This is a genomic window from Variovorax monticola, assembly GCF_051216855.1.
Lineage (GTDB): Bacteria > Pseudomonadota > Gammaproteobacteria > Burkholderiales > Burkholderiaceae_C > Variovorax.
Map to the genome: position 1 here is coordinate 455975 of NZ_JBPJZP010000003.1, position 20233 is coordinate 476207.

A 20233-nucleotide genomic window follows, 5' to 3' on the forward strand; every position below is an offset into this window, starting at 1 on the left:
CTCAGGGCAGGTAGCTTGCCAACTTTTCAGGCAGCGCGGGTTTCAGGCCCTGCAATGCCGCATCGAGAACAACGGCGCTGCGCGATTCGTGCCACCAGGCACTGTCGCTCAACACCAGCAAATGAACAACAACGGCCAGCACGAGCAGGGCTACCGCACCCCGCGCCGCGCCGAACGCCGCTCCCAAAATCCGGTCCACCGGCCGCAGACCCACGACCGTGATCAACTTGCGCGTCAGCGCAGCCACCAGGCCCACGCCGAACGCCACGGCCACGAACACCAGCACGAAGGCCAGCGGATAGCGCCATGCCGCCTGCGGATCGCCGAACGGCAACCATGCCGCCACACCGGAAGCCAGCCACTGGGCGGCGATGAAGGCGGCCACCCAGCCGATCAGCGAAATCACTTCGAACACCAGCCCGCGCATCAGGCCGAGGAGCATCGACACCCCGATGAGCGCGACGGCAATCCAGTCGAGCAAGGCCACGGCGACAGGCGGTGACGCTGGCTTACAACGTGAGGATCGCGGCCGCCAAAGACAAGCCCTTGACCTTCTCGGCGGCGCGGTCGGCTTCGGCACGCGAGGCGAACGGGCCGACACGCACACGCGTGCGCTCGCCGTCGGCCGTCTTGGCCACATGCACATAGGTCTTCAGGCCGGCCCGCTCGAGCTTCTGGCGCACTTCGCGCGCCTTGTCCGCATCGGCGAATGCGCCGACCTGCACCACGAAGCGGCCGGCGGCATCGTCGCTGGCCTTGGGTGCGGCGGCGGCAGCGGTAGCGGTAGCGGGCTTGCCTTCGAGCAGCGCACGGGCACGCGCGCCGTCGTCCGCAGTGGCCGCCGGCTTGGGCTTCGGTTCAGGCTTGGGCTTGGGCTCGGGTTTGGGGTCAGGCTTGTGTTCGGGCTTCGGTTCCGGTTTCGGTTCCGGCTTGGGGTCGGGCTTGCGTTCCACCGGGGCGGCCGGAGCGGGCGTGCTGGCGACCGGCTTGCCGGTGTCGATCACGGTGCCGTCGGCGGACTCGGTGATCATGCCGCCGGCCGACGCCACGCGCGATGCGTTGTCGGGCGCGGCCGGGGCAGTGCTCGTCGCGGGCGCAGGCGCGGCAGGCACGGGCAGCGGCTTGACCTTGTTGCGGTCGGGAATCTCGATCGGAATGTCGACCGACACGGGGCGCGGCTGGGTGTCGAACAGCAGCGGAAAGCCAATCACGCCAAGCAGCACCAGCACCGCGGCGCCAAGCAACCGGTGGCGCGCACGCCGACGCATGGATTCGACACTTTCCGCCGGCACGGCAGCCGGTGCGCTGCGTCCTTCGTTGCCTTGTGGGCCGCGCGTGCGGAACTTGAAAAACGCCATGAAGTTCGATCCCTGGAGGAGTGCAGCGAGGTGTGACCGATGGTGCCGGATGGGTGTGTGGACAGCCGGGCGATCAGCCGCCCGGCAGCAGGTGTTTGCCTTGCAGGCGGGGGGTGCCGTTTTCGAGCACGCCACCCACGGTGAAGAACGATCCGAAGACGACGATTCTATCAGCGGGGTCCGCGCGCTCGATGGCTGCGCGCAACGCGTCCATCGGGCCCGCATGCACGCTGCCGGAGGCATCCGCGCGCGTGTTCTGCGCCTGCCACGCGGCCAGCAGATCGGCGCCCGTGGCCGCGCGCGGCGTGGGCAGATCGGTGAAGTACCAGCGGTCGATCAGCGGCCCGATGCGCGCCAGGATCGGCGCGAGGTCTTTGTCCGCCATGACACCGAACACGCCGTGCGTGGTCGGGTAGAAACCCATGGCGTCGAGGTTCTCGGCCAGCGCGGCCACGGCATGTGCGTTGTGCGCCACGTCGAGCACCAGCGCGGGCTCGCCCGGCACGATCTGGAAGCGGCCCGGCAGCTCGACCATGGCCAGCCCGTTGCGCACGGCCTGTGCGGTGATCGGCAACTGGGGCCGCACCGCTTCGAGCGCCGCGAGCACGCCCGCCGCATTGATGAGCTGGTTGGCGCCGCGCAGCGCCGGATAGGCCAGCCCGCTGTAGCGCCGCCCGCGCCCCGACCAGCCCCACTGCTGCTTGTCGCCCGACACGTTGAAGTCCGTGCCGAAGCGCCACAGGTCGGCGCCGATGGCGTTGGCATGGTCGATCACGCTTTGCGGCGGCATCGGATCGCTCACGATGGCGGGCTTGCCGGCACGCAGGATGCCGGCCTTTTCGAAGCCGATGCTCTCGCGGTCGGGCCCGAGGTAGTCCATGTGGTCCAGGTCGATGCTGGTGATGACCGCGCAGTCGGCGTCGATGATGTTGACCGCGTCGAGCCGCCCGCCCAGGCCAACTTCGAGGATCGCCACGTCGGGCTTTTCCTCTATCATGCAGTGCAGGATGCCGAGCGTCGTGAACTCGAAATAGGTGAGGTTCAATTCGCCCCTTGCCCTTTCCACCACTTCGAAGCTTGCTATCAATTTGGCAGCGTCGACGGCCTCACCCTTGAGCCGCAGCCGCTCCTCGAAGCGCACCAGGTGGGGCGAGGTGAACACCGCCGTGCGGTAGCCCGCGTGCGTCAGGATCGAATCGAGCATGGCGCAGGTCGAGCCCTTGCCGTTGGTGCCCGCCACCGTGATGACGGGGCAGTCGAAGCGCAGGCCGAGGCGCTGGGCCATCTCTTTGGCGCGCTCGAGCCCGAGCTCGATGTTCTTGGGATGGAGTTGCTCGGCGCGAGCGAGCCAGTCGTTAAGGGTTTCCATGGAGGCCGGCATTGTCGCCGACCCGCCGATCGCGGCATCATGGCGTCCATGACAACCCTCTACGGCATCCCGAACTGCGACACCGTCAAGCGCGCCCGCACCTGGCTCGACGAACACGGCGTCGCCTACACCTTCCACGATTTCAAGAAACAGGGCGTGCCCGAGGCCGCGCTCGACCGGTGGCTGAAGCAGCCCGGCTGGGAGGCCTTGGTCAATCGCAAGGGCACCACCTGGCGCAAGCTGGACGAAGCGGCCCGCGAGGCCGTGGTCGACGCTGCGTCTGCCCGCCCGGTGCTGCTGGCCAATCCGAGCCTGATCAAGCGCCCCGTGGTCGACTGGGGCCCGAAAAAAGCCGTCACCACCGGATTCGACGCCGACGCCTGGGCTGTCAACGCCGTGTAAACCCCGGAACCCGCCCGGTCGAAGCGCCTCCAACCGCCATCCGCAGGAGAGACACACCATGAACAAACTCGCTTTTCGCACCCTCGCCGGCCTTTCCGTGGCCGGCGCACTCGCGGCGGGCACCGGCCTCGTGCATGCCCAGCAACAGGGCCAAGTCGCCCAGGCCCGGGTGATTTCGGCCACCCCGATCCGTGAAACCACCGGCAGCGACGTCAGCTACAACGTCACCTACGAATACAACGGGCAGCAGTACACCACCCGCATGAACAGCCGGCCCGGCGCCACCATCCCGATCCAGGCCAGCGGCTACGGCGTGACGACCTCGGCGGTGGCGCCGCAAGCGCAGGTGCAGACCTACCCGGTGGAAGCGAGCAACCGCGGCTATCCGCAGCAGTCCGGCGGTTCGCCTTGGGACAACGTGGTGCCCGAGCCTGGCGTGGTGGTCGGCGCGGGCGGCCCGCCTCCCGTCTATGTGCGCCCGGCGCCGGTGTACGCCCCCGCCCCGGTCTATGTGGACCCCGGCTATGCCTACGGCTACCCGTACGCTGCCCCTTACGCCTACGCACCGGTCGGCATTTCGCTGAACCTGGGCTACTCGCGCGGCTGGGGAGGTGGCGGCTATTACCGCGGAGGCTATGGCGGCTATCGCGGGTACGGCGGCTATCGCGGCGGCGGCTGGCACCGTTGAGCCAGCGGCCGGCCGCACTGGCCGGCCGAGCCCCTAAAATCGAGGACTTTCCAACCCTTGACGGGTGCGCCGCCGGTGCGGTGCGTCCTCGATATGCCGACCGCCATGGCGCCGGCACCACCCAATGACGACGACTACCGACTCAATCCACAGCGCCACAGTGGCCACCAAGGCCAATGTGTACTTCGACGGCAAGTGCGTAAGCCACAACCTCACGCTGGCGGACGGCACCAAGAAATCGGTCGGCGTGATCCTGCCGTCCACCCTCACCTTCAACACCGCCGCGCCTGAAATCATGGAAGGCGCCGGCGGCGCTTGCGAATACCAGCTCGCGGGCACCACCGAATGGGTCGCCTCCGGCCCCGGCCAGAAGTTCAGCATTCCCGGCAACTCCAGCTTCCAGATCCGCGTGAGCGGCGAGCCCTACAGCTACATCTGCCACTTCGGCTGAACCGCGAACCCGCGAACCGGAACCCCCGACATGTCGACCATCCTCCAAAACGTTCCCGCCGGCCAGAAGGTCGGCATCGCCTTCTCGGGCGGCCTGGACACCAGCGCGGCGCTCCACTGGATGCGCAACAAGGGCGCCATTCCCTACGCCTACACCGCCAACCTCGGCCAGCCCGACGAGCCCGACTACGACGAGATCCCGCGCAAGGCGATGCTCTACGGCGCCGAGAACGCCCGCCTGATCGACTGCCGCGTTCAGCTGGCCAACGAAGGCATCGCCGCGCTGCAGGCCGGCGCCTTCCACGTCACCACCGCCGGCGTGACCTACTTCAACACCACGCCGCTGGGCCGCGCGGTGACGGGCACCATGCTGGTGTCGGCCATGAAGGAAGACGACGTCCACATCTGGGGCGACGGCAGCACCTACAAGGGCAACGACATCGAGCGCTTCTATCGCTACGGCCTGCTGACCAACCCGAACCTGAAGATCTACAAGCCCTGGCTCGACCAGGTGTTCATCGACGAACTCGGCGGCCGCACCGAGATGTCCGAGTTCATGCAGAAGGCCGGCTTCGCCTACAAGATGTCGTCCGAGAAGGCCTACTCGACCGACTCGAACATGCTCGGCGCCACGCACGAAGCCAAGGACCTCGAGCACCTGAACAGCGGCATCCAGATCGTGCAGCCCATCATGGGCGTGGCCTTCTGGAAGGACGAGGTCGAAGTCAAGCGCGAAACGGTGTCGGTGCGCTTCGAAGAAGGCGTGCCCGTGGCGCTGAACGGCGTGCGCTACGCGAACCTGGTCGAGCTGATCCTCGAAGCCAACCGCATCGGCGGGCGCCACGGCCTGGGCATGAGCGACCAGATCGAAAACCGCATCATCGAGGCCAAGAGCCGCGGCATCTACGAGGCCCCGGGCCTGGCGCTGCTGTTCATCGCCTACGAGCGCCTGATCACGGGCATTCACAACGAAGACACGATCGAGCAGTACCGCGACAACGGCCGCAAGCTCGGCCGCCTGCTGTACCAGGGCCGCTGGTTCGACCCGCAGGCCATCATGCTGCGCGAGACGGCGCAACGCTGGGTGGCGCGCGCCATCACCGGCGAAGTGACGGTCGAACTGCGCCGCGGCAACGACTACTCGATCATGAACACCGAGTCGGCCAACCTCACGTACAAGCCCGAGCGCCTGAGCATGGAAAAGGTCGAAGGCGCGTTCACGCCGCTGGACCGCATCGGCCAGCTCACCATGCGCAACCTCGACATCGTCGATACGCGCGAGAAGCTGGCGATCTACACCCGCGTCGGCCTGCTGTCGTCGAGCGAAGGCGCCTCGCTGCCCAAGCTGACCAACGACGGCCAGGACAGCTGATCGAGCGCTGATTTCAGCGTCAACGACAACGGGCCCCGCGGGGCCCGTTTTCCATGGCGCCGGCGAAGATCAGTCTCCGCCACCCCCGCCGCCGCAACCACCGCCACAGCCGGAAGAATCGCCACTCGATCCACCGCCGTCGCTCGAACCGCCCCCGCCGTCGCTGCTGCTGCCCGACTCGCTGCCCCCGAAACCCCCCGCATCGCCCGAACTTCCCCCGTCGGACGACGACGATTCGCCGAAGCTGGTGCCGCACTGGGCGTCCGAGCCGATATAGCGCTCCACCGCGCGGCAGTCGGGCACGTAGTGAAAGCCGCCGGCAATCGCGAACTTGACGTCCAGCGCAAACAGCAGCGGCAGCCGCGCCGGGTTGCGCGGGTCGATGCTTTCTTCCTTGCAGGCCCAGTACCAGCTGCGGCGCAGGCCGTCGTTGCGCTTGGGGTCCTTGCCCAGCACCTCGGCCGGGCTGTGATGCAGCATGCCGCCGAAGGCCGCCTTGCACCAGTTCTGGTAGCCCTGCGTGTGCAGGATGAATTCGTGCCACGCCGTGTCGACCACCCTGGAAGGCATGGCGACGAACTTGCGGTCGCTGCGCAGGTGCGCCATGAAGAACTGGCGCAGGCCGCGCAGCACCAGTTCGGCGTCGCGCCGGCTGAGTTGCGGGTGCGCCTCGCGCAGCTTGCCGATGAGAAACGGCGGCAGGCGCGCCTCGCGGATGAACTGGCGCCGCAGGCTGGTCTCCAGGAACTTGAGCACCGCCGAGAACAGCACCGCCACCGCAATCACCGCCACCACCACGCCCAAGCGGTGCGAGCTCAGGAACACGGCCAGCAGCGCAAGGAATGGCACCGCGCGCCTGGCCCACACCAGTGCACCGATGCGCCGACGAAAGTTCAGCTGCAGGAAGTCGAAATCCATGCCGGCGGGATGATCAAGGAGAGGGCGTCAGACCACCACCGGCTCCGGCTCCAGCCGGATGCCGAAGCGCTCGTACACGCTGGTCTGGATGGCCTTGGCCAGGGTCATCACCTCGCCGCCTGTCACCGGGTTCTCGCGGCCGCCGCGGTTCACCAGCACCAGCGCCTGCCGCTCGTACACGCCGGCATTGCCCACCGACTTGCCCTTCCAGCCGCAGGCGTCGATGAGCCAGCCCGCTGCCAGCTTGATGCTGCCGTCGTCCATCGGGTAGTGCACGATCTTGGGGTCGCGCGCGATGATGTCGGCGCACTGCTCGGGCGTGACCGTAGGGTTCTTGAAGAAGCTGCCTGCGTTGCCCAGCACGCGCCAGTCGGGCAGCTTGGCGCGGCGGATGGCGCAGATCCAATCGAACACGTCCTGCGCGCTCGGCGTGAAGTTGCCGGCTTCTTCCATCTTGCGTTCCAGGTCGAAGTAGCCGACCACGGCCTTCCACGGCTTGGGCAGGCGAAAGCGCACTCGGGTGATGACCGCGCGGCCGGCCAGGCCGAAGTCGTTCGGCCCGCTGCGCACGTGCTTGAACACCGAATCGCGGTAGCCGAAGGCGCACTGCGCGGCGTCGAGCGTGAAGCTGCGGCCCGTTTCCAGGTCGTAGGCGTCGAGCGACTCGAAGCGGTCCTGCAGTTCGACCCCGTAGGCGCCGATGTTCTGCACCGGTGCACCGCCCACCGTGCCGGGAATGAGCGCCAGGTTTTCGAGGCCGCTATAGCCGTTGCGCACCATCCATTCGACCGCGTCGTGCCAGACTTCGCCGGCACCGGCCTCGACGATCCAGGCGCGATCGGTCTCCTCGACCAGCCGCAGACCCTTGATCTCGACCTTCAGCACCAGTTGCTTGACGTCCCCGGTAATGACGATGTTGCTGCCGCCTCCCAGCACGAAACGCGGCACTGCACGCCACTGCGCGTCGGCGCGCAACGCGGCCAGGTCGGCCTCTTCGGCAATGCGCACCAGGTGCTGCGCACGCGCGACGATGCCGAAGCTGTTGTAGGGCTGCAGCGGGACATTGGACTCCACGATCATGGGAGAATTGTCGCATCCAGCACCAGTGAATTCAGGAGAGAGTCCATGCCGTCTTTCGATACCGTCTGCGAGCCCAACCTGCCCGAAGTGAAGAACGCGGTCGAGAACACCGCCAAGGAAATCGGCACGCGCTTCGATTTCAAGGGCACCGCCGCCGCGGTCGATCTCAAGGACAAGGAGATCACCATGATCGGTGACGCCGAGTTCCAGCTCGTGCAGGTCGAAGACATCCTGCGCGCCAAGCTCATCAAGCGCAGCGTCGACGTGCGCTTTCTCGACAAGGGCGACGTCCAGAAGATGGGCGGCGACAAGGTCAAGCAGGTCATCAAGGTCAAGAGCGGCATCGAGAGCGAGCAGGCCAAGAAGATCACCCGCATCGTCAAGGACAGCAAGCTCAAGGTGCAGGCCGCGATCCAGGGCGACGCGGTGCGCATCACCGGCGCCAAGCGCGACGACCTGCAGGCCGCCATGGCCCTCATCAAGAAGGACGTGCCCGACATGCCACTGTCCTTCAACAACTTCCGCGACTGAATCCCGCTACATGAAGACACACGCTGCGGCAAAGCGGCTGCTGCTTGCGGCAGTTGCAGCGCAGCTGATGGCTGCCGCCGCCGTGGCGCACGCCGCCGGCTCGGTCACCCTGACCGGCACCATCGGCAGCCGCGCGATCCTGATCGTGAACGGCAAGCCGCCCAAGACCGTGGCGGTCGGCGAGAGCTACCAGGGCGTGAAGCTCGTGTCGCTGCAGGCCGAACAGGCGGTGGTCGAGCTCGAAGGCAAGCGAGTGAACCTGCGCATGGACACGCCCGTCAGCATCGGCGGCGGGGCTGCCACGGGCGGCGGCGGCAGCCGCGTGGTGCTGTCGGCCGACAGCCGCGGTCACTTCATGACGCAGGGCGCCATCAACGGCCGGCCCGTGACCTTCATGCTCGACACGGGTGCGACCACCGTCGCGCTGTCGATGGCCGATGCCCAGCGCATCGGGCTCGACTACAGCAAGGGCCAGCGCGTGCAGATCAACACCGCCAATGGCGTCGCGCCGGGCTTCATGCTGCGGCTGAACTCGGTGCGGGTGGGCGACGTCGAGGTCTACGACATCGACGCCATCGTGTCGCAGCAGGGCATGCCCTACATCCTGCTGGGCAACAGCTTCATCAACCGCTTCTCGATGCGCCGCGACGCGGACCAGATGGTCCTCGAAAAGCGGTTCTGAAGCCCCGGTTTCAGGCCTGCGCGGCCGTCACCACGATCTCGATCTTGTAAGCCGCATTGGCCATCTTGGCCTGCACCGTCGCGCGCGGCGGCGTGTTGCCGGCCGGAATCCAAGCGTCCCACACCTCGTTCATGGCCGTGATGTCGCCGATGTCGGCCAGGAAGATCTGCGTCGAGAGAATGCGCGACTTGTCGCTGCCGGCCTCGGCCAGCAGGCGCTCGACCATGGCGAGCACCTGCGCGGTCTGGCCGCGGATGTCTTGCGCGGTGTCGTCGGGCACCTGGCCTGCAAGATAGACGGTGCCGTTGTGCACGGCGGTTTCGGACAGGCGGGGGCCGACGTGGTGGCGGGTGATGGTGGCCATGGTGTGTTCCTTCAGTTCGATTTTTTCTTGGCGCCGAGCTTCGACTCCGTGCCGGCCGCGAGCCGGCGGATGTTTTCGCGGTGCCGCCAGAACAGCAGCAAGCTCATGATGATGAGCGCAATCAGCACGGTGCGGTCGAGTGGCCATGCGATGTTGCCGCCAATCAGGTAGTAGGCCGGCGCGAAGAAGGCGGCCGCCAGCGACGACAGCGACGAGTAGCGGAAGAACACCGCAATGATCAGCCAGGTTGCGCCGGTCGCCAGCCCCAGCCAGGGCGCGATGCCCACCAGCACCCCCGCCGCAGTCGCCACGCCCTTGCCGCCCTGGAAGCCGAAGAACACCGGGTACAGGTGCCCCAGGAAGGCTGCCAGGCCCGCGAGCGCGGCCACGCCGGCCCCCAGGCCCCACTGCGCGCCGAACTGGTGAACGAGGAACACCGGCACCCAGCCCTTGAGCGCGTCGAGCAGCAGCGTGGCCAGCGCCGCGCCCTTGTTGCCCGAGCGCAGCACGTTGGTGGCGCCGGGGTTCTTGCTGCCGTAGCTGCGCGGGTCGGCCATGCCGAGCGCCTTGCTCACGATGACCGCGAAAGACAGCGAACCGATCAGGTAGGACGCCACGATGGCGATGAGGGAAGGCAAGGTCAAGCTCAAGTCGGCACTCCGCGGGCAGAAAGATGGTTCGTGTCAGGCGCCGGCTATTCTGCCAGCGCACATTGCACGGGCGTGGCGCCCAGCAGCGCCACGCACACCCGCGGATCGATGCCGATCAGGTAGCCGCGCCGCCCGCCGTTGAGCACGATCCGCGGCAGCTCGAGCACTGTCGCCTCTAGGTACACGGGCATCTCGCGCCGCGTGCCGAAGGGCGAGGTGCCGCCCACCATGTAGCCGCTGTGGCGCTGCGCCACCTCGGGCTTGCACGGCTCGACCGACTTGGCGCCGATCTGCCGTGCCAGGTTCTTGGTCGACACGGTGCGGTTGCCGTGCATCAGCACGATGAGCGGCTTGGCGTCCTGGTCCTGCATGACCAGCGTCTTGATGACGGTGAACGGGTCGAGCCCCAGCATCTCGGCGCCACGCTGCGCGCCGCCGTGCTCCACGTACTCGTAGGGATGCTCGGTGAAAGCGACCTTGTGCGCCCGCAACAGCTGCGTTGCGGGCGTTTCGGAAACGTGCGTCTTTTTGCTCACGCCGCCGGGTCGCGGATTTCCAGGCGGATTTTGTCGATCTCGGCCAGGACTTCCGGCGCCAGCGTGGTGCCGTACGCGTCCAGGTCTTCCTCCAGCTGCGCCACCGAGGTCACCCCGATGATGGTGCTCGCGACCTGCCACTTCGTGTAGCAGAAGGCCAGCGCCAGTTGCGTGGGCGTCAGGCCGTTGTCGCGGGCCAGCTGGTTGTAGCGCCTGGCGGCACGCAGCGAATCGGGCTTGCCCCAGCGCTGCTTGCGCACCGACTCGTAGCTCGAGATGCGCGCGCCCTTCGGGGCGTCCGGCCCGTCGATGCCGCTCTGGTCGTACTTGCCCGTGAGCAGGCCGAAGGCCAGCGGCGAGTAGGCCAGCAGCGACACGTTCAGGCGGTGCATGGTCTCGTCCAGGCCGTTTTCGTGGGCTCGGCTCACCAGGCTGTACACGTTCTGCACCGTGGCCACGCGCGGCAGGCCGTGCTGCTCGGCCACGCGCACGAACTCGTGCACGCCGTACGGGGTTTCGTTCGACAGGCCGATGGCGCGCACCTTGCCCGCCTTCACCAGCTTGCCCAGCGCCTCGAGCTGGTCGTGGATCGGGGTCTTGGAGCTTTCCTTCGCCGGTTCGTAGTACATGGCGCCGAACACCGGCACATGGCGCTCGGGCCAGTGGATCTGGTACAGGTCAATGACGTCGGTCTTCAGGCGCTTCAGGCTCGCGTTGCACGAGGCCTCGATGTCGGCGGGCGTCATGCCAGTGCCTTCGCGCACCCAGGGCATGTTGCGCGAGGGGCCGGCCACCTTGGTGGCCAGCACCAGCTTCTCGCGCGCGCCGGGGTTGGCGGCGAACCAGTTGCCGATGATGGTCTCGGTGACGCTGTAGGTTTCCTTGCGGGTGGGCACCGAATACATCTCGGCGGTGTCGATGAAATCGACGCCGCGCTCGAGCGAGCGGCTCAAAATGGCATGGGAGGTGGGCTCGTCCACCTGTTCGCCGAAGGTCATCGTGCCGAGGCAGATCGGGGTGACGTGCAGGTCGCTTTGACCGAGTTGGATCTTTTTCATGCGCGGGATGCTACCGCCCTCCCCGGCAAGCTGCTGGCCGCCGGCGCTAAACCCGAGCGACTCGCCCCCGCGGCTGTCGTGTGGCGGACTGCGCCGGCACAAAGGCCTCCTTATCATCGGTCGCCATGTACCAAGCCATCCGCCCCTCCCGCAGTGAATTCGTGCCCGTGCGCAACCTCAGCTACCACGTGCGCCTCTGGGGGCAGCCCTCCGATGCGCGCCCGCCACTGGTTCTCGTGCACGGCTGGATGGACGTGGCCGCGTCGTGGCAGTTCGTGGTCGACGCCATGGAAGAAGACCGCTTCATCATCGCCCCCGACTGGCGCGGCTTCGGCCTGACCGAGGGCGGCGGCGTCGACAACTACTGGCTCGCCGACTACCTGGCCGACCTCGAATGGCTGCTCGACCACTACGTCGGCGAGGCCGGCGAAGGCGACAACGCACGCCAGATCGACCTCGTCGGCCACAGCATGGGCGGCAACGTCGCCATGCACTACGCCGGCGTGCGCCCCGGGCGCATCCGCCGCCTCGTCAACCTCGAAGGCTTCGGCATGCCCGCGCGCAAGCCCGAGGAAGCGCCCACGCGCTACGGCCAGTGGATCGACGAGCTCAAGCGCCTGCACCGCGGCGAAATGGCGCTGGCCGGCTACCCGGCCGTGGACGGTGTGGCGCGCCGCCTCATGAAGACCAACCCGCGCCTTACGCCCGACAAGGCCAACTGGCTGGCCAGCCACTGGTCGGTGAACCACGGGCAGCCCGGCGGCGGCGAGCGCTGGCAGATCCTGGGCGACGCGGCGCACAAGATCGTCAACGCCCACATCTTCCGCGTCGACGAGACGCTCGCGCTCTATGCACGCATCACCGCGCCGCTGCTGATGGTGGAGGCCTCCGACGACAGCCTGCACGGCTGGTGGAAGAACCGCTACACGCTCGACGAATTCCACGAGCGGCTGAAGTCCGTGCCCACCGCGCGCATCGAGCGGCTGGAAGACGCGGGCCACATGCTGCACCACGACCAGCCGCAGCGCGTGGCGCGGATGATCGAGGACTTCATCGCGGGCTGAAGCGGCTCGGCCGGTTCAGCCGCGGGCCGCCTCGCTGTCGAGGCTCGCCATCTGCGCGGCCGCATAGCGGTCGCCGGCGGCGGCGCCCTTCGGAACCGCGCGTTCGATGGCGGCCAGGTCGTCGGCACCGAGCTTCACGTCGAGCGAGCCCAGCGCTTCTTCGAGCCGCGAGCGCTGCCGCGCACCCACCAGCGGCACGATGTCGTCGCCCTGCGCCGCCACCCATGCAATGGCAATCTGCGCCACCGTCACGCCCCTGGCGTCGGCAATCTTGCGCAGCGCGTCGACCAGCGCCAGGTTGCGGTCCACGTTCTCGCCCTGGAAGCGCGGGCTGTGCGCGCGGAAGTCGGTCGCGCCCGAGCCTTCTTTCTTCCAGTGTCCGCTGATGAGCCCGCGCGACAGCACGCCGTAGGCGGTGATGCCGATACCGAGTTCGCGGCAGGTCGAGAGGATGTCGTCCTCTATGCCGCGCGAGATCAGCGAGTACTCGATCTGCAGGTCGCTGATCGGGTGCACGGCAGCCGCCTTGCGGATGGTCTGCGAGCCCACTTCCGACAGGCCGATGTGGCGCACGTAGCCCGCCTTCACCAGATCGGCGATGGCGCCGACGGTGTCCTCGATCGGCACGTTCGGGTCGAGCCGCGCGGGGCGATAGATGTCCAGGTGGTCCACGCCCAGGCGCTGCAGCGAATAGGTCGCGAAATTCTTCACCGCCGCGGGCCGCGCGTCGTAGCCGATCCAGCCGCCGGCCGGGTCGCGCAGGGCGCCGAACTTCACGCTCACCAGCGCCGCGTCGCGCTGCGAACCCTTCAGGCCCTTGAGCGCCTCGCCGATCAGCATCTCGTTGTGCCCGTTGCCGTAGAAGTCGCCGGTGTCGAGCAGCGTGATGCCCGCGTCCATCGCGGCGTGCAGGGTGGCGATGCTTTCCGCGCGGTCCGACGGGCCGTACATGCCCGACATGCCCATGCAGCCGAGACCGATGGCGGAAACCTTGGGGCCGTTCATGCCCTTGGTGCCGAGTTGACGTGTGTTCATGGCTGGAGTCCTTCAGCAAAGTTCGGTGGGAGCCGCAGGCGTTCTGCTCGCGGCATGGCTGTAGTCTGGAAGGAAGTAGTGCGTTCGATAATCCGTCCAGCACCGCACAGGTTGTGCAACGAACCGCACAATCCGGCCATGACCGATCCCGATCTTTCCGACCTCGGCGCCTTCGTGGCCGTGACGCGGGCGCGCGGCTTCCGCGGTGCGGCCGCCCTGCGCGGCGTGTCGCCCTCCTCGCTCAGCGAGGCCATGCGCCGGCTCGAGGCGCAGCTGGGCATGCGCCTGCTGAACCGCACCACGCGCAGCGTCACGCCCACCGAGGCCGGCCAGCGCCTGCTCGACCGCATCTCGCCGGCGCTGGACGACATCGCGGGCGCGCTGGACACCCTCAACAGCTTTCGCGACAGCCCCACCGGCACGCTGCGGCTGAACGTGCCGACCATCGTCGCGCAGCGCGTGCTGCCGCCGCTGGCCAGCCGCTTTTTAGCGGAGCACCCGGGCATCACGCTCGACATCACGACCAACGACACCTTCATCGACGTGCTCGCGGCGGGCTTCGACGCGGGCATTCGCTACGACGAGAGCATTGCGCGCGACATGATCGCCGTGCCGCTGGGCCCGCGCACGCAGCGCTTCGTGGCCGCGGCGTCGCCCGCCTACCTCGCGAAGCACGGAACGCCCAAGCACCCGACCGACCTGCTGCGGCACGCCTGCATCGGCCACCGCTTTCCGAGCGGCGTGCTCGCGGCCTGGGGCTTCGTGCGCAAGGGCAAGGTCGTGAAGATCACGCCGGTGGGCCCGCTGGTGGCGTCGATGTTCGACCTGGAGCTGCACGCGGCCGAATCAGGCCTGGGCCTGATCTACACCTTCGACGACTACCTGCGCCCCTCCATCGACCGCGGTGTGCTGGTGCCCGTGCTCGAAGACTGGTGGCAAAGCTTTTCGGGCCCGTTCGTGTACTACCCGAGTCGCACGCACATGCCCGCGCCGCTGCGCGCGTTCGTCGACTTTCTGAAGCGCGAAGGTTAGGGCGGCCCGATATTCGGCGAGCGGATATCCAAGCGCGCGAATCTTCGTTCGCGGCGCAGGCACCGCGCCCTAGAGTGCGCAGCTCCCCTGCCTCCCCGGAGTTGCCTGTCATGCGTATTTCTTCGCGCGCGCCCTTGCTGGCGCGCTGGTCCGTGCCTTTGCTGGGCGGCCTTGCCCTCGGCCTGCTGCTCCACGTGTCCGCCCAGGCCGCCGACCTGCGCGTGGGCTTCATGCCCGGCCCCTACCGCGACGCCTTCACCAACGGCATCGAGCCCCAGCTGAAGAAGCTGGGCTACACCGTCAAGTACGTCGAGTTCAGCCAGGGCGTGCAGCCCAACGACGCGGTGGAGCGCGGGCAGATCGACGCCAACATCTTCCAGCACACGCTGTACCTCAACGCCACCAACAAGCAGCAAGGCTTCGACCTGGTGCCTGTGGTGCAGGTGCCCACGCCGCCCATGGGCCTGTACTCGCAGCGCCACAAGTCGCTCGACGCGGTGCCCGACGGCGCCACCGTCACGCTGCCCGCCGACCCGGTGAACGCGGCGCGCGCGCTCAACATCCTGGCGGCCGTCGGCTGGGTCACGCTCAAGCAGGGGGTGAGCCCGCTCGCCGTGTCGGAGCGCGACGTGGTCAACAACCCCAAGCGCCTGAAGCTGGTGCCGCTGGACGCCGCGCAGGCACCGCGTTCGCTGGCCGACAGCGACATCGCCGCCGTGCAAGGCAACTTTGCCGTGGCCTCGGGCCTGAAGCTCACCGAAGCGCTGAAGCTCGAAGACATGACCCTGCCCTACGTGAACGTGGTGGCCGTCAAGCGCGGCAACGAGAACGCGAAGTTCGCCAAAGACATCGCCGCCGCCTACCAGTCGCCCGAGTTCCAGCGCTTCTTCAAGGCCAACCCGACCTGGGCCGGCTACCGCCTGCCCGACTACTTCGCCCAATGAGCGCTTCGAACCACAATCCCAAGCCGCGCCAGCTGCACCTGAACGTCAACATCCTGCATTCGGGCTTCGTGCCCTCGGCCTGGCGCCTGCCCGAGAGCGACCCGTGGGCCTTTGCCGACATCCAGCACTACATCCGCACGGCGCAGATCGCCGAGGCGGGCAAGCTCGACGCGGTGTTCCTCGCGGACAACGCGGCCATCGTCGACCAGGTCCACTTCCGCCCGATCACCGCGCTGGAGCCGACCATCCTGCTGGCCTGCGTGGCCGCGGCCACGACGCACATCGGCCTGATCGCGACCGCGTCGACCAGCTACAACGAGCCCTACAACATCGCCCGCCGCTTCGCCACGCTCGACCATGTGAGCGGCGGCCGCGCGGGCTGGAACGTGGTGACCACGGCCGACCTGCCCTCGGCGCGCAACTTCGGGCTGGACGCCACGCCCGACCATGCGAAGCGCTACGCGCGCGCCTCGGAGTTCACCGACATCGTGAAGGCGCTGTGGGACAGCTGGGAAGACGACGCCTTCATCGGCGACAAGGCCACGGGCCGCTTCATCGACCCGGCCAAGGTGCACGCCATTGCGCACCGCGGCGAGCACTTCGCGGTGCAGGGCCCGCTGAACCTGCCGCGCGCGCCGCAGGGCCATCCGGTGCTGGTGCAGGCCGGCGCCTCGGCCGACGGGCGCGAATTGGCCTCGCGCCATGCGGAGGCGGTGTTCTCGGCCTCGCAGTCGTTCGAGGAATCGCTGGCGTACGCGCGCGCGCTGAAGACCCGCGCGGCCGAACTGGGCCGCGGCCCCGACGCGGTGAAGGTGCTTGCGGGCCTGACCACCATCGTCGGCAGCACGGAGGCTGAAGCGCGCCGCCGCCGCGACGAGCTGGTCGACCTGATTCCGTGGGAATACAGCCTCACGCGCATCGCCGGCACGCTGGGCATCACGCCCGACCGGCTGAAGCTCGACGAACGCCTGCCTGACGACCTGCCCTTGCCCGGCAATGGCAACGGCAACCACACGTTTTTCAACGCGGTGGTGGCGGCAGGCCGTACCCATGGCTACACGGTGCGGCAACTGATTCGCGAACTGGCGGGCGGCGGCGGACACCGCGTGATCGTGGGCACGCCGGAGCAGATCGCGGACGACATCGAACACTGGTTCAAGGCCGGTGCGGCGGACGGGTTCAACCTGATGCCCGATGCGCTGCCGCATGGGCTGCAGGACTTTGTCGACGGCGTGGTGCCGATCCTGCAGAAGCGCGGGCTCTTCCGCACGGAGTACGAAGGGCGCACGTTGCGCGATCACCTCGGGCTGGCACGGCCCGGTGGGCGAGTGGCGCATCGGCTGGCGGCTTGACTTGTGTTTCTCCCTCCCCCGCTGGGGGAGGGCCGGGGTGGGGGCATGCGGCCTTCACGCATGCACGGCTTTTGCAAGCGCCGTCGTGCCCCCATCCCAGCCTTCCCCCGGAAGGGGAAGGAGCAACACGGGGTCCGGAGCGCTGGTTTTTGTCTTTCTCCCTCCCCCGCTGGGGGAGGGTCGGGGTGGGGGCTCGCGGCCTTCGCGCATGCACGGCTTATGCAGGTGCCGTCGTGCCCCCATCCCAGCCTTCCCCCGGAAGGGGAAGGAGCAACACGGGGCCTGGAGCGCCGGTTTTTGTCTTTCTCCCTCCCCTCCCGGGGGAGGGTTGGGGTGGGGGCACGCGGCCTTCGCGAACGCAGGGCTTTTGCAAGCGCCGCTAGCCCCCATCCCAGCCTTCCCCCACAGGGGGAAGGAGCAATACATACGAAGGGCGGCCCTGCTTCAATCGTCGTCGGCGTCGTTCCCAGTCATGGACAGAACTTCCTCGACAAAGGCTCCGAACAGAGGCAACGAAGCAGGCAAGGCGTCGAAAGACTGCGCCTCACCGGCATCGAAGAAATGCGGCTTGCCAGACGGCACCGACACCCACTCGCCGGCCTCCACCAACAGCCCCAGATAGCCATCAGTCACCGGCAGATAGAACAGGCCGGCGCTGTCGAGCACCTGCTGCCCCTTCTTCTTGCCTCGCCCCCAGCTCACGCCCTGCCCGGCCAGATGTTCGGTGATCCAGCCGTCGCACACGTGGGTGTCGCGCCAGCTTCCTTGGGCATCGAATACGGCCAGAACGGGCATGGGGAGCATCCTTTGTCAGGAAAAGAGAAAGAAAGCGTTATTGCAGGAAGCTGGGCTTGGCGTAGCCCTGGAACTTGCTGTCGACCACGGCCTTGAATTCCTTCGAACGGTAGGCCTCGGTGATGTCCTTGGCCCACTGCGTGTTCTTGTCGGCCGTCTTCACGGCGACCACATTCAGGTAGTAGTCGGGCGTCTTCTCGAGCACCACGGCGTCGGTGAGCTTCAGGCCCGACGAGATCGCGAAGTTGCCGTTGACGATGGCGTACTCGGTGTCGCCCAGCGAGCGCGGCAGCTGCGCGGCTTCCAGCGGGATGAACTTCAGCTTCTTCGGGTTCTCGGCCACGTCCTTTTCAGACGCACGGATCGGGTCCACGCCGGCCTTGATGGTGACCAGCTTGTTCTGCTCCAGCAGCACCAGCGCGCGCGCCAGGTTGCTCGGATCGTTCGGCAGCGTCACGCGGTCGCCTTCCTTGGCTTCGGCCAGCGTCTTGCGCTTGGTCGAGTACACGCCCATGGGCGCGATCGGGCCCTGCACCAGCTCGGTGATGTCCAGCTTCTGGTCGGCGGCGAACTTCTTCAGGTAGACCTGGTGCTGGAAGAAATTGGCGTCGAGCGAGCCCTGGGCCAGCGCCAGGTTGGGCTGCACGTAGTCGTTGAACTCGACCACCTTCACGGTGTAGCCCTTCTTCTCGAGCAGGGGCACGATGCCTTGCTTGAGTTGGTCGGTGTTGGAGCCGGCGGTGCCGCCGATCACCAGGTTCTTCTTGGCGGGGTCTTGCGCATGGGCCTGCAGCGAGAGGCCGCCGAACGACAACGCAGCCAGCGAGAGGGCAAGAACGGAACGGCGCAGGAAAACGGTCTTCATGAGATGGAGAGAAATATCTAGAGAGGAAAAAAGATCAACGCTTGTCCAGCCTGCGTGCCGTGGTGTTGCCCACGAACTGCAGGATCTGTACCAGCACCACCAGCAGCGCCACGGTGAGCACCATCACATCGGTCTGGAAACGGTAGTAGCCGTAGCGGATGGCCAGGTCGCCGATGCCACCGCCGCCCACCACGCCGGCCACCGCCGAGTAAGACAGAAAGCTCACGGCCAGCACCGTCAGCGCCAGCACCAGGCCCGAGCGGGCCTCCACCAGCAGCACGCGCCAGACGATCTGCAGCTCCGAGGCGCCCATGGCATGCGCCGCCTCGATCACGCCGCGCGGCACTTCGCGCAGGCACTGGTCGACCAGGCGCGCCAGGTACGGAATGGCGGCGAACGACAGCGGCACCGCCGCGGCTAGCGGCCCGATCGAGGTGCCCGCGATCACCCGCGTGAACGGCACCAGCGCCACCAGCAGGATGATGAAAGGAAAGGAACGCACCGTGTTCACGATCCAGTTGAGCACCAGGAACGCGGGCTTGTTCTCCAGCGACTGGCCTGGGCCCAGCAGGAACAGCAGGATGCCCAGCGGCCCGCCGATGAGCACCGCGGCCGTCAGGCCGATGGCCAGCATCATGAAAGTCTGGCCGGTGGCGATCCACAGCTCGGGGAGGATGGGGGCGATGTTCTCAAACATAAGCGGGCTCCTTGGCCTGAAGGTCCGGCGCGCCGCGCAGGGCCGCAGCTTCGCGCGACTCGCGCGCATCTCTTTCACGGCGGCGCACCAGCTCGTCGATTTCGCGGCCCAGCGCGGTCTGGCGCTCGGCCTTGGGCGCGTCTTCGACGGCGAACTGCTCCACCAGCCGGCCCTTCTCCAGAATGGCCACGTTGCGGCACAGCACCTCGACCACCGACAGCTCGTGCGTGACGATGACGATGGTCACGCCGATCTTCTGGTTGATGTCGCGCAGCGTTTCCAGCAGCGAGCGCGTGGTTTCGGAGTCGAGCGCCGAGGTGGGCTCGTCGCACAGCAGCACCTGCGGGCGCGGCGCCAGCGCGCGGGCAATGGCCACGCGCTGCTTCTGCCCACCCGAGAGTTGCGCCGGGTAGGTGTCGATCTTCTCGGCCAGGCCGACCAGGTCGAGGCACTCGCGCACCCGTGTGTCGATCTCGGCCTTGGAATGGCGGCCGTGGATCTTCAGCGGAAAGGCCACGTTGTCGAACACCGTGGCGTTCTGCAGCAGGTTGAACTGCTGAAAGATCATGCCGATGTTCTGGCGCGTGTCGCGCAGTTCGCGGCGCGAGAGCGTGGTCAGGTCGCGCCCGCCCACCAGCACCTGGCCCGAATCGGGCCGCTCCAGCAGGTTGATGAGGCGCAGCAGCGTCGACTTGCCCGCGCCGCTCTTGCCGATCAGGCCGAACACGTCGCCCTGGTGGATCTCGAGCGACAGCGACTGCACGGCGTCGAACACCTCGCCGCTGGGCAGTGCGAATGACTTCTGCACGGATTGAAGACGGATGACGGGCGCCGCGCTGTCGCGGCCCGCGTCGGACGAAGGATGGCTCATTGGGAAGAAGCGCGTCCGGCGAGAAAGCCGTACGCGAAGGTTCGCGAAAAAGGTGCCGAGTATGAAAACAAAAGCGGCAAAAGGGAACGACGAAAAAGGAGGGTGTTTATATCGCAATGT

The 20233-nt window shown here is 67.5% G+C and carries 24 protein-coding genes; 10 read left to right on the plus strand and 14 right to left on the minus strand.

Features of this window, described 5'->3' with window-relative positions:
* Nucleotide 1: 1 nt before the first annotated feature.
* The 3 genes from ACSFA5_RS13280 to folC form a co-directional block, all read right to left on the minus strand.
* A complete protein-coding gene (locus ACSFA5_RS13280) occupies nucleotides 2-487 on the minus strand; it encodes a CvpA family protein (protein ID WP_435444502.1) in 486 nt (161 codons plus the stop codon).
* A 22-nt stretch (nucleotides 488-509) separates the two neighbouring features.
* Nucleotides 510-1358: an SPOR domain-containing protein gene (locus ACSFA5_RS13285; RefSeq protein WP_435444503.1), complete on the minus strand. Its 849-nt coding sequence runs from the start codon at nucleotides 1356-1358 to the stop codon at nucleotides 510-512.
* 73 nt (nucleotides 1359-1431) lie between these two features.
* A complete protein-coding gene (folC, locus tag ACSFA5_RS13290; RefSeq protein ID WP_435444504.1) occupies nucleotides 1432-2739 on the minus strand; it encodes a bifunctional tetrahydrofolate synthase/dihydrofolate synthase in 1308 nt (435 codons plus the stop codon).
* A gap of 36 nt (nucleotides 2740-2775) precedes the next feature.
* Here folC and ACSFA5_RS13295 point away from each other — a divergent pair, with 36 nt between their 5' ends.
* From ACSFA5_RS13295 to argG, 4 genes are all read left to right on the plus strand, one after another.
* Nucleotides 2776-3129, plus strand: coding sequence for an ArsC family reductase (locus ACSFA5_RS13295; RefSeq protein ID WP_435444505.1), 354 nt, complete (start codon nucleotides 2776-2778; stop codon nucleotides 3127-3129).
* A 58-nt stretch (nucleotides 3130-3187) separates the two neighbouring features.
* A complete protein-coding gene (locus tag ACSFA5_RS13300; RefSeq protein ID WP_435444506.1) occupies nucleotides 3188-3817 on the plus strand; it encodes a hypothetical protein in 630 nt (209 codons plus the stop codon).
* A 124-nt stretch (nucleotides 3818-3941) separates the two neighbouring features.
* On the plus strand, nucleotides 3942-4268 hold the full coding sequence (ppnP, locus tag ACSFA5_RS13305) for a pyrimidine/purine nucleoside phosphorylase (protein WP_435444507.1): 327 nt from the start codon (nucleotides 3942-3944) through the stop codon (nucleotides 4266-4268).
* Nucleotides 4269-4298: 30 nt separating this feature from the next.
* Nucleotides 4299-5639: an argininosuccinate synthase gene (argG, locus tag ACSFA5_RS13310; RefSeq protein ID WP_435444508.1), complete on the plus strand. Its 1341-nt coding sequence runs from the start codon at nucleotides 4299-4301 to the stop codon at nucleotides 5637-5639.
* 69 nt (nucleotides 5640-5708) lie between these two features.
* On the opposite strand, the gene ACSFA5_RS13315 is transcribed toward argG, so the two are convergent.
* Nucleotides 5709-6557 carry a glycine-rich domain-containing protein gene (locus tag ACSFA5_RS13315; protein ID WP_435444509.1) on the minus strand — a complete coding sequence of 283 codons (849 nt, stop codon included), beginning with the start codon at nucleotides 6555-6557 and terminating at the stop codon, nucleotides 5709-5711.
* A 27-nt stretch (nucleotides 6558-6584) separates the two neighbouring features.
* Complete coding sequence (murB, locus tag ACSFA5_RS13320; protein ID WP_435444510.1) at nucleotides 6585-7637, minus strand: UDP-N-acetylmuramate dehydrogenase; 1053 nt, start codon at nucleotides 7635-7637, stop codon at nucleotides 6585-6587.
* Between the two features lie 45 nt (nucleotides 7638-7682).
* Between murB and ACSFA5_RS13325 the strand changes: the two genes are divergently transcribed.
* Entirely contained in the window at nucleotides 7683-8168 is a 486-nt protein-coding gene (locus ACSFA5_RS13325) for a YajQ family cyclic di-GMP-binding protein (protein ID WP_435444511.1), read from the plus strand.
* Nucleotides 8169-8178: 10 nt separating this feature from the next.
* Complete coding sequence (locus tag ACSFA5_RS13330; protein WP_435444512.1) at nucleotides 8179-8850, plus strand: retropepsin-like aspartic protease family protein; 672 nt, start codon at nucleotides 8179-8181, stop codon at nucleotides 8848-8850.
* Between the two features lie 10 nt (nucleotides 8851-8860).
* Here the strand turns inward: ACSFA5_RS13330 and ACSFA5_RS13335 are convergent, their stop codons facing one another.
* The 4 genes from ACSFA5_RS13335 to ACSFA5_RS13350 are packed head-to-tail and all read right to left on the minus strand — an operon-like array spanning nucleotide 8861 to nucleotide 11458.
* Nucleotides 8861-9214, minus strand: a complete 354-nt coding sequence (locus tag ACSFA5_RS13335) for a RidA family protein (RefSeq protein ID WP_435444513.1) — start codon at nucleotides 9212-9214, stop codon at nucleotides 8861-8863.
* 11 nt (nucleotides 9215-9225) lie between these two features.
* Complete coding sequence (gene plsY / locus ACSFA5_RS13340; protein WP_435444514.1) at nucleotides 9226-9864, minus strand: glycerol-3-phosphate 1-O-acyltransferase PlsY; 639 nt, start codon at nucleotides 9862-9864, stop codon at nucleotides 9226-9228.
* Between the two features lie 44 nt (nucleotides 9865-9908).
* On the minus strand, nucleotides 9909-10400 hold the full coding sequence (locus tag ACSFA5_RS13345) for an aminoacyl-tRNA deacylase (protein ID WP_435444515.1): 492 nt from the start codon (nucleotides 10398-10400) through the stop codon (nucleotides 9909-9911).
* Nucleotides 10397-11458, minus strand: a complete 1062-nt coding sequence (locus tag ACSFA5_RS13350) for an aldo/keto reductase (RefSeq protein ID WP_435444516.1) — start codon at nucleotides 11456-11458, stop codon at nucleotides 10397-10399. Before ACSFA5_RS13350 ends, ACSFA5_RS13345 begins: the two co-directional genes overlap by 4 nt.
* Nucleotides 11459-11583: 125 nt before the next feature.
* Between ACSFA5_RS13350 and ACSFA5_RS13355 the strand changes: the two genes are divergently transcribed.
* Nucleotides 11584-12522 (plus strand): alpha/beta fold hydrolase, encoded by a 939-nt coding sequence (locus ACSFA5_RS13355; protein WP_435444517.1) that lies wholly within the window; start codon nucleotides 11584-11586, stop codon nucleotides 12520-12522.
* 15 nt (nucleotides 12523-12537) lie between these two features.
* Here the strand turns inward: ACSFA5_RS13355 and ACSFA5_RS13360 are convergent, their stop codons facing one another.
* The gene (locus tag ACSFA5_RS13360; protein ID WP_435444518.1) at nucleotides 12538-13557 is read right to left on the minus strand and encodes an aldo/keto reductase; all 1020 of its coding nucleotides are present in this window, start codon (nucleotides 13555-13557) and stop codon (nucleotides 12538-12540) included.
* A gap of 138 nt (nucleotides 13558-13695) precedes the next feature.
* Between ACSFA5_RS13360 and ACSFA5_RS13365 the strand changes: the two genes are divergently transcribed.
* The 3 genes from ACSFA5_RS13365 (at nucleotide 13696) to ACSFA5_RS13375 (ending at nucleotide 16885) form a co-directional block, all read left to right on the plus strand.
* Entirely contained in the window at nucleotides 13696-14589 is an 894-nt protein-coding gene (locus ACSFA5_RS13365; RefSeq protein ID WP_435444519.1) for a LysR family transcriptional regulator, read from the plus strand.
* 110 nt (nucleotides 14590-14699) lie between these two features.
* Nucleotides 14700-15533: a MetQ/NlpA family ABC transporter substrate-binding protein gene (locus tag ACSFA5_RS13370; protein ID WP_435444520.1), complete on the plus strand. Its 834-nt coding sequence runs from the start codon at nucleotides 14700-14702 to the stop codon at nucleotides 15531-15533.
* Nucleotides 15530-16885, plus strand: coding sequence for an LLM class flavin-dependent oxidoreductase (locus ACSFA5_RS13375; RefSeq protein WP_435444521.1), 1356 nt, complete (start codon nucleotides 15530-15532; stop codon nucleotides 16883-16885). Before ACSFA5_RS13370 ends, ACSFA5_RS13375 begins: the two co-directional genes overlap by 4 nt.
* Nucleotides 16886-17329: 444 nt before the next feature.
* Here the strand turns inward: ACSFA5_RS13375 and ACSFA5_RS13380 are convergent, their stop codons facing one another.
* Genes ACSFA5_RS13380 through ACSFA5_RS13395 form a run of 4 tightly spaced genes read right to left on the minus strand, consistent with a single transcriptional unit; the run spans nucleotide 17330 to nucleotide 20113 of the window.
* The gene (locus ACSFA5_RS13380; RefSeq protein WP_435444522.1) at nucleotides 17330-17680 is read right to left on the minus strand and encodes a hypothetical protein; all 351 of its coding nucleotides are present in this window, start codon (nucleotides 17678-17680) and stop codon (nucleotides 17330-17332) included.
* Nucleotides 17681-17717: 37 nt separating this feature from the next.
* Nucleotides 17718-18545: a MetQ/NlpA family ABC transporter substrate-binding protein gene (locus tag ACSFA5_RS13385; protein WP_435444523.1), complete on the minus strand. Its 828-nt coding sequence runs from the start codon at nucleotides 18543-18545 to the stop codon at nucleotides 17718-17720.
* A gap of 34 nt (nucleotides 18546-18579) precedes the next feature.
* Nucleotides 18580-19242: a methionine ABC transporter permease gene (locus ACSFA5_RS13390; RefSeq protein ID WP_435444524.1), complete on the minus strand. Its 663-nt coding sequence runs from the start codon at nucleotides 19240-19242 to the stop codon at nucleotides 18580-18582.
* Nucleotides 19235-20113 (minus strand): methionine ABC transporter ATP-binding protein, encoded by an 879-nt coding sequence (locus ACSFA5_RS13395; protein WP_435444525.1) that lies wholly within the window; start codon nucleotides 20111-20113, stop codon nucleotides 19235-19237. The genes ACSFA5_RS13390 and ACSFA5_RS13395 overlap by 8 nt, the downstream gene beginning before the upstream one ends.
* Nucleotides 20114-20233 lie beyond the last annotated feature (120 nt).